The organism is Methanobrevibacter sp. (assembly GCF_045611865.1).
GTDB lineage: Archaea > Methanobacteriota > Methanobacteria > Methanobacteriales > Methanobacteriaceae > Methanocatella.
Genome location: NZ_JAZKXX010000008.1, coordinates 20,692 through 30,708, shown reverse-complemented (window position 1 = coordinate 30,708; position 10,017 = coordinate 20,692). Strand labels below are relative to the sequence as shown.

Annotated in this window: 3 protein-coding genes; all 3 read left to right on the top strand. The window is 31.9% G+C overall.

The genetic code is table 11. The features are described from left to right. The first annotated feature begins 210 nt into the window (after window positions 1-210). The 3 genes from ACKI32_RS00670 to ACKI32_RS00660 all read left to right on the top strand — a co-directional run bounded on the left by ACKI32_RS00670 (window position 211) and on the right by ACKI32_RS00660 (window position 9,617). Window positions 211-2,016, top strand: coding sequence for a right-handed parallel beta-helix repeat-containing protein (locus ACKI32_RS00670; protein ID WP_407412753.1), 1,806 nt, complete (start codon window positions 211-213; stop codon window positions 2,014-2,016). A 139-nt stretch (window positions 2,017-2,155) separates the two neighbouring features. Beyond that, window positions 2,156-5,035 carry an Ig-like domain-containing protein gene (locus ACKI32_RS00665; RefSeq protein WP_407412752.1) on the top strand — a complete coding sequence of 960 codons (2,880 nt, stop codon included), beginning with the start codon at window positions 2,156-2,158 and terminating at the stop codon, window positions 5,033-5,035. Window positions 5,036-5,204: 169 nt separating this feature from the next. Further along, window positions 5,205-9,617 (top strand): Ig-like domain-containing protein, encoded by a 4,413-nt coding sequence (locus ACKI32_RS00660; RefSeq protein WP_407412751.1) that lies wholly within the window; start codon window positions 5,205-5,207, stop codon window positions 9,615-9,617. Window positions 9,618-10,017: the final 400 nt, after the last annotated feature.

Sequence of the window (10,017 nt, the reverse complement as noted above, 5' to 3'; positions counted from 1 at the left end):
TTTAATTATAATGTTTAATTTGACTATTTTTTAAAATTTAAATAATTTATAATAATTTATTTAGTTTTCGATAAATAATAAGATTTATATTGCATATCGGTAAATAAATAATAATTGACTAATATCCGATAAAAAAGAGGTAATTTGAATAATAATCTTTTTATTTTATATTAGTTTTTTGATCATAATTTAAATTTTAGGAGAAAAAACATGAATAACAAAAAGATATTTTTATCCATCTTTTTAGTTCTTTTAATCGCATTATCTGTTAGTTCAGTATCTGCAGAAAATGCTGCTGACGATATTGTAGCAGCTGAAGATACAGATGCTGTAGCTATAGAAGATGTTGAGTTATTGGCTGCAGATCCCGTCTCACCAACAACCAATTCTTCTGATGCTATTCAAACTGCAGTTGATGCTGCCGGAGATGGAGGAATCGTTGATTTAAGTAATTTTGCAAGTTATGATATAACCAACAATACAATAACTGTTTCAAAAGACAATCTTGTTATAAAAGGTAATGGGGCCACAACTATCTATGGTTATGGTGACGGTAATGGATTTTTCGATGTAAAAGCTAAAGGAGTTACCATTCAGGGATTAACATTCATTGACACCAACCCTAAAAATAATTTGACCTACAACGGTAATGCAGCAGGCTGGGGTATCCAATTTGCAGGTTCCGTTGCTGAAGGTGGAATTGTGGATAATTGTGTATTCAAAGATTTCAATCAGGCCGTTGTAGTTTCCTCATGTAACAATATTACTGTTAAAAACAGTAAATTCAATGGTGGATATGCAACCAAACTTATAAATGACCCGACTGTTAACAAAGAAAAAGGTTCTAAAATAATTAGCGTAATGGGATCTTTTTATACAACTATTTTAAACAATACATTTGAAGGCAAAGTATTGGATGCAATTTCAATTGCAGGTGGAAGCGGAGATGCAAAAATTTTAAACAACACTTTCAAGGACAATGTTTATTCAATATTCTTTGGAGGAGCATCTACTGACGGAACCTTCATCACAGGAAATACCTTTACAAATTGCGGTTCATTTGATGATGGAGTTTATTCATGGGATGCATTCCCTGTAATCAGTATTCAAAAAGCTTCAAGTGGTGTTTTCATTTCCAACAACACATTCGATGTAATTGACAATAACTGGTTGATTGCAGCTGAACAAGGAAACACAGCTCACGGTTATCCAAGTACTCTTGGAAACATTAATGTAACCAAAAATATCGTTAGAAAATACAATGACTCTGTTGTTACTTCCGGTGTAACTTTATTACATATTTTATGCAGATCAGGATCCTTAAACCCATATGCAGAAATTGCAGTTAATGGTAATGATGTTGCAGAAGGTGTAAAAACTTTAGTCGTATGGTGTAATGACTGGGGAGATGAATTTGCAAGTCCTAGTAACATTGTAATTCCAAAAGCAGACTTAGTTCAAACTCAAATTGCTATTTCTAACATTAATGGAACAAAAATTACTGGAACTTTAAAAGACATTTCAGGTAACGGTATTGACGGTGCTGTTTTATCCTATTCCATCAATAATGGTGCTGCTGTAAACTTAACTACAGATGACGAAGGCGTTTTCATCATCAACGGAGAATCCGGTAAAACTGTTGATATTAATTTTGTGGCAACCGCTAAATTTGCAGCCAGCGCAAGTTCAATTACTTTACCAGAAGAAGTTGTAAAAACAGTAACAAAAACTGTATCTAAAAAATCTGTGACTCTTAAAGCTCCTAAAGCTACATTCAAAGTTAAAAAGGTTAAAAAAGTTAAAATTACTTTAAAATCAGGTAATAAAGCAGTTGCAAAGAAAAAAGTAACCATCAATGTCAACGGTAAATCTTTCTCTGCTAAAACCAATAGTAAAGGTGTTGCAACCATTACAGTTAAATTAACTAAAAAAGGAACTTACAGTTATGTAGCTAGTTTTGCTGGTGATAAAACCTACAATTCAGGACTTAAAGCAGGTAAAATTGTTGTTAAATAAATAAGCAACAATTTTCTTTTTTTTCTTTTTTATTTTTTCATTAGTCAATCCTCAGCTCAATATTTTATATTATCATTTTTTGGGGGAGATTTAAATTAAAAAATTAAGCTTAACATTATTTATTCTATTTTTTTCCATATTGCTCATAAACGCCGTATATGCACAGGATAATGAAATCAATGCAAATCTGACAAGAGATAATTTCGATTCAATACAAAAATTGATTGACAATGCTGATCCAGGAGATTCCATCTATTTGGAAAATAAGACTTATGTTAGTGAAGATAATCCTATAAAAATCAATAAGGACATTAATATTTATGGTTCGCAGTCAAGCACTGTTCTAGATGCAAACAATACGTCCAGAATTTTTGAAATTTCAAAAAATATAAAAGTAACCCTCAGCGGACTAACTATGGCTAACGGTTATTCAGATGCAACTGGTGGCGCCATTTATAATCAAGGCACATTAAGTATCTTTAATTCAACAATCATTAATAGTCATGCTGAACGTGGAGGAATATATTGTTCCGATAAATCTAATTTAAATATTTACGATTCTAAATTCGAGGGAAATACAGCAGATTCAGGAGCTGCAATCGAAAACGATAATTCAAATGGTGTTGTGAATATTATAAATTCCTCTTTTATTCATAATGAGTGTGGAGAAGGAGGGGCAATTTATAATATTTGGGGACAAATGAATGTGTATAATTCAATATTCATGTACAATTGCGCTAAACGGGGCGGAGCAATTTATAACAACCGGGGAATGTTAAAGGTCTATAATTCCAAAGTCATATCAAATGAAGGTACTGATTTGGGTGCCGGAATAAAAAGCTGGGGAATATGTGAAGTTTATGATTCAATTATTGTAAACAATACAAATCCTATAAGACAGGGCGGAGGACTCTATGTCTCCGAGTATAGCTTACTTCTTAAGAATTGCCAGGTTTTAGATAATTTTGCTATCAATGGAGGTGGAGTCTATGTCGAAGCGAAAGCAAAACTGACTCTTCAAAATACTTCCATAATTAATAATTCCGCCAATCGTGGAGGAGGTATTGATGTTAATGACGGGTCAATCATCTTAATTGATTCTGTCATGTCCAATAACTCTGCAGATACTACTGGCGGAGGAATATATTGCGGATGCTTGTCCCTTAAAAATATTGACGTGGCAAGGATTGACAATTGCATAATTTCCAATAATTCCGCTAAAAATGGTGGGGGAATCTGTATTAGTGAAGTTCCGGTAGTCATCTCCAATTCTGAATTACGAAATAATAATGCAAACGATGGCGGTGCAGTTTATAATGACGGCAACTTAACTCTGAAAAATGATGTTTTAAGTTCAAATAAAGCTGGAAATGGCGGTGGAATATACAATAAAAAAGAATTGAATATTAATGATGTTGCTACAGATAAAAATATTGCTTCAAACTATGGAGGGGTGATTTATAATGGTGCAAACTTGTTGATAACCCTTTTTAAATCCGATTCTAATGAAGCATATTTTGGAGGGGCAATATATAATGTTGAAAAAACTAATATTGACAATTCAATATTCAGTTCAAATAAGGCATCTGAAGCAGGAGTAATATATTCATCTTCTGACTTGATAGTGACTAATTCAAAATTCAATAATAATCAAATAACCCGTAAAGGAGGAGTTTTATCACTAGCCATGGGCAATGTTTCTATCGATAATTCAATATTTTCATTCAACACTGGAGCTGATGAAGGAGGAGTAATATTCAACTATAATTCTAATGTTCACATCACCAATTCCCAATTCAAATCAAACAAGGCTAAAAGTTATGGCGGAGCCATCGATAATTCTGGAATGATGGCAATTACAGACTCATTATTTGACAGTAATCAGGCTTATAGCGCAGGAGTTATTGATAATGGTGGAAATTTGGAGATATTACGTTCAAACTTCACAAACAACAAGGCAACAATTAATGGAGGAGCCATTGACAACAATAACATTTTAAACATTGTTGGTGCCGTTTTTGAAAATAATGTTGCAGGTTCTCAAGGCGGAGCAATCATTGCAAGAAAAGACATAAATATTGCTTATAGTTTGATGTTCAACAACCAGGCCTCAGCCGGCAGTGCAATATATGCAAATATCAACAATAGTAATTTATCCAATAACTGGTGGGGGAGTAATGATCCGGATTTTGAAGATTTAATTAACCTTAATGTTTCTGATGATTTCACATGGATTTTAATGGCTTTTAAAAGCACCAGCCCATTGATGCAGTATGAAAATGCTAAGATTGAAGTTAGTTTTAATGAGGTGAAGAATAAAAACAATTCAATCTCTGAAATTGCCAGCCCTAAAAACTTGCCGAATTTTAATGTGAGCTTATCTACGGGAGGCATTTTGGTTGTTGAAAACGGATATGGGTCAAAATCAGTGTATGTTCCAAAAGTTTCATCAATCACTTCCAAATTTAATAATCAATCAATCACATTAGGGGTTGCTTTGAACCCTTCTAAAATAATCGGCAATAAAAATGTTGTTGCAGATTATTCCGGTAAAGTGACATTTAAAGTTCGTGTTGTAGGTTCAAATGGCAAAGCTGTAGGTCAAAATGAGGTTGTGCTTATGAAGATATCCGGAAAAACATATTCTGTAAAGACAGATAAGGGAGGCTATGCTTCAAAAGCATTCAGCCTGCTTCCTGGAAAATATTCCATCACTACTTCATACAAGGGATTTTCGGCAAAAAACACAATAACTGTTAAAAAAGTTCTGAAAGCAAAAAGCGCAACAGTGAAAAAGGCCAAAAAAATCAAATATTCCGCTAGCCTAAAGACTAGCGAAGGAAAGGCAATTTCAGGTAAAAAAATTACTTTCAAGATTAACGGCAAGTCTTACACTGCAAAAACAAATAAAAAGGGAATAGCTACTGTCAAATTCAAGAATTTAAAGGTGGGAAAATATAAAGTCACGGTCAAATACTTAAAATCAATGGTCAAGACAACATTGCAGGTTAAAAAATAATGTATTTACATTATTTTAATCTTTTCATTATATATCTTTATTCAAATCATTATTTTTATTTTTATTTTTTTTAGTTTTTTTCCAAAACAAACCGAAATATATTAATTATATCGATTGTTATAATATTACATATTGAAAATAAAATTTTGAAAAAAATATGGGGGAAAATATGAAACTTAATAAATCGCTTATTATATTATCAGTTTTATTCATTACTGTGATGTGCATAAGCTCGGTTGCAGCTGGTGAAGACAATATTGATAATAATTTAACTTCCGATTCAAGTGAATCTGATTTGCAATTAGAAGATGCTTTGAATCAATTAGAAACTAGTAATTACAATAATTCAGTTTTATCCTCACCTCAAACAATTGTTGTGAAGGAAGTTGATGAAACTAATAATGAAATGACAAATCCTACAATTCAAAAAGCAATTGACAAGGCCAATGCAGGAGATACAATAATCATTGAAGGTAGAAATTATGTGCATTGCCACATTGTAGTAAATAAAAAATTAACAATTCTAAGCAATGTCAAAACTACAATGAGTGGGTGTCCGAGCAATACTCAAGGATCAGGATATAGGGGAATATTTTACATATCACCCAATGCTGGCGGAACAGTTATTGATGGATTTACAGTAATGGCCGATAATTTTTACGATGAAAAGGATTATGGAGTGTTGGTCAGTGCCGATGATGTGGAAATTAAAAACTGCAATATAACTTCCGGAGCATATACCGATGCAATAAGAATAGAAAATGCTAAAAATTGTCTGATTGAAAATGTAACTGCTTTAAATGCAAATAATGCCATTAACATTAAAAATTCTCAAAATGTTAATGTCAAATCATCAAATATTAGAAATTCTAAATATGGTATAAATATTATGGATTCCTCGTCAACAACCATATCAAATAATGATATTTCAAACAATGATGTTGCAGGCATTTCATTTTCAGGAACCGGCAGGTATTTGACCATAAATTGCAATAACATTACTGAAAATGCAAATGGGATAAGATTGCTCTCATCAGATAATGTTAATATTTTAAGCAATTATATTGCATTCAATAAAAACAATGGGGTTTATGTTGATTATAACATTACAAAAATAGAAATAAAAGGTAATTTCTTCAATCAGAATTATCTATGGGAAGTTTTCAATGATTTTCATGTTAAAAATATTAATGACATATCAATTAAGGATGCAAATAACCTTGAAATAATTACTAACAATTATATGATTAATTATGGTGGATATGGTACTGGAGATAGAGACAGACCTGTTTGGACTCAGGTATATGAATATAAACCTTCTATTGGCCAGTATAATTATGATGCAGCTAAGGACGTTTATATTTATGTAGGTGAAGGCAATGGAGAATATTACGGCCATCAGGGAATAATGTATCTGGGATATGTCTTTGAGATAAATTCGTTTGTAAATTGTCCGAATATATACTATGCCCCTCAGAAGGTATGGTCAAAATCCGGCAACTATGAATTGCAACTAAGTGAAATCACACAAGTTAAAAAAGGAATTTACTCAATTTCAATCGTCGATGCAAATGGCAATGTTGCAACAGATTTAAGTTCAGTTCCAGTAACATTCTATTTGAATAAGGTCGGTGAAAGTGCTGCACCTCAGGATGGGGATGTCTATAAGACCGTCATGATGAAAAATGGGACTGCAACAGTCAGATTTTATGTGGATGAATTTAATGAATCTGGAAATGTTATAACCGCCGTATTTCCAACACCAGGCACTAATTTCGACAGTAAGGTATCTAAAACATTAGCCATTAATGATACGGATATTCCGGGAACCCCTTCAAATACAAAAATCACCGTTTCAGATGTAAATACTTATCCAAATTCAAATCAGGTATTTTCAGCGACTTTAACTGATATGAATGGTAATGCCATTTCTGGTGAAACATTAACATTCAATTTCAAATCAATAAATCACAACTTTACAACTGATGAAAATGGTAGGGCTCAAATTAAAATAAGTGAGACAAAAGAAGGAACATACACAATGACTGTAAAATATGAGGGTGATGGAGGTATTGATTATTATGAATCATCTGCTCAGGCAAAAATAATTGTTAAAAAACAAGCTACTAAAATCATTTCTTCAAATTTAAACATGATTCCTAAAATGGCAGAATACTACTCAGTTACATTAAAAGATGCAAATGGTAATGCATTGGCTAATCAGAAAGTAACATTCAAGGTCAATGGCAAGACATACACTGAGAAAAGCAACTCCAAAGGCATTGCAAAGGTAAAACTCAAATTCAGCAAAAACAAGAAAACGTATAAGATTGCCATTTCTTACAAAGGAAACAGTAAATACAAGGCAGTTTCTAAAACAAACAAATTGATTGTAAAATATTCATCTAAAAAAGCTAAAATGACAACTCCTAGTATCACAATTCCTCCAAAAACAGTTAAATATTATACTGTAAGCTTGAAGGATGCGGACGGTAAAGGAATAGCAAAACAAAAGGTAACTGTCAATATTAACGGTGAAAAATACACTAAAAAGACCAATTCCAATGGTCAAATTAAAATTAAGGTCAAATTCAGCAAATTAAAGACTTATAAAGTTAAAGCAACTTATAAAGGAAGTAAAATTTACAAAAAGGCTTCATCTAACGGTAAAATTAAAGTGGATAAGACTGCAACTAAGATTACCGCTCCAACATTGTCCATGACTCCTAATGAATCAAAAACTTATACTGTTAGCCTAAAAGCCGGAAGTAAGGTTTTATCCAAACAAAAATTAACCATTAAAGTAAATGGAAAAACTTACTCCAAAACAACTAATAGTAAGGGTCAGGCCACTATTAATGTTAATTTTGCAAATGAAAATTCATATTCTGTTGATGTTAATTATAAAGGAAGTGGAACTTATAAAGCTTCAAAAGCTACTGGCAAAATAGTTGTTTCAAAAATATCCACTCAAATCACCAGTTATGATAAAACATACTCTAGTGATGCTCAAAAGGATTATCAGGTAACCTTGAAAGATAATTCCGGCAATGCGCTTGCAAATCAAAATATTTCATTCAATGTCAACGGTGAAAGTTTTGCAAAGTCAACAGATTCCAATGGAACCGCTGGCGTAAGTCTTAATTTAAATGTGGGATCTTTTGACATCGTTACTGAATATGATGGTAATGATAAGTACAAAGCAGTTTCAAAAACGAATAGAATCACTATTTCAGACAAATCAAACACTGTTTTTGTCGATGATGGGCTGCCAAACGATGAAATTCAAAACATTTTAAATAATGCTTTATCAGGTTCGAATATTGAATTTTTAGGAGATAACTATTCTGACATTGCATTAACTGTTGGTAAAGATTTGAATATTTTCTCCTCAAGGTCAACTAGTTTAAATGCTAAATCAAATAGTCCTGTATTTGCAATTTCTGCCGATAATGTCAATATCAGCGGTTTTTCAGTTAATGGAAAGTCCGGGGATGCAATTGTTGTTGATGGTGCAAATAATGTAAATATAGTTGATAATGTCATTTCAAATGTTTTGGATAGTTCTAAAATCTCAAGTTATGATGATGGGACTGTTAATATGCTCGGTTATGGAGTATCTGTTTCTAATTCCACAGGCGTAAAATTATCAAAAAATTCAATTACTTTATTTGAAAGCGGAATATTCGCACAGAGTTCATCCAATCTTGTTATAGATAACAATAGTTTAAGAAAAAACAATTATGGTATTAAATATGGATTTGATGTTGCAAATACGGAGATACTTAACAATGAGATAACCGAACAAATTGGTCTGTACACTATGGCTGTTCCGGAAGGCCCGTCAGGATATGGAATATTCTTAAACAATTCAGCAGTAAATGTTACAATCAACCACAATCACATCTATGAAAACCATATGGGCATTTCTCTTGAGGCTAATTATTCAACAAGCATTGTAATCACTCAAAATACAATCACTGACAATGTTCTGGAAGGCATTAGATTTAATGCAGGTTATGACCTTGCCCAGAATGCGGTCGAACCTCATGTAACTGACAATGCAATCTACAGAAATGCAAGAGGTCCAAGCATGATGATTTTAGGTGAGTTAAGTGCCAATCCGTTTGGAATTTATGGAAATGGATTATATAATCCCGAAGACAAATTAAAATTGGAGCCAAACTGGTACGGTACAAACGATCTTGAAACCTGGGATAATGACACCGGGGTTGTTGGATATGGAACAATGTGTCCAAGAATCAATACAACAAACATTCAATTTAACATGACCTGTAATTCATTGGGCAATTACAGCATTAAATTCTATAAATATGGTGAGTTGGATTCAAATCTGCCTGTATTTGACATGTTTGCTACCTTAAACCGTGGAACTGATAATGAAGTGGAAGTTGTCTTTGATGTAATTGAGGGCATTGGTACATTTACATTCGATGCTTCAAAATTCAATTCTGCAGGTAATGTTATTGAAATTTCCATTGGATCTTTAATTGATTCAACCTCAAGGGTATTCAAGGTAACTTACTCATATGAAGTTCCAGAAAGTGAAATTCCAACATGAACAAATATGTTTTTTGCATATTTGTTCTTTTTTTATTTTTTTATATTAGATTGGACTATTTTTAAAAGACATTTTTCAAGATGCTTCTTATTAAATTAATGGACATATTGTTTATTTTGATAGCTCATGTTTAAAATATTAAAATTATTAATCATGTATTTATTTAATGGGATCAAAACATTGTTCAATATGTTCGTTTTGTTAGTAAATTCATAACAAAAAAAATTATCGCAAATATTAATTTTTTAAATCAGCAAATCTATCCTTATTACCTAAAATAATAATGATAAAAATTTTTATTTTAAAGAAATATATTGAATTAAAGTTTTATATTAAAATTATAATAATTTAAATAATAATATGTCCATTACTACTAATTTATGCTAATTTTTTTTGTAAT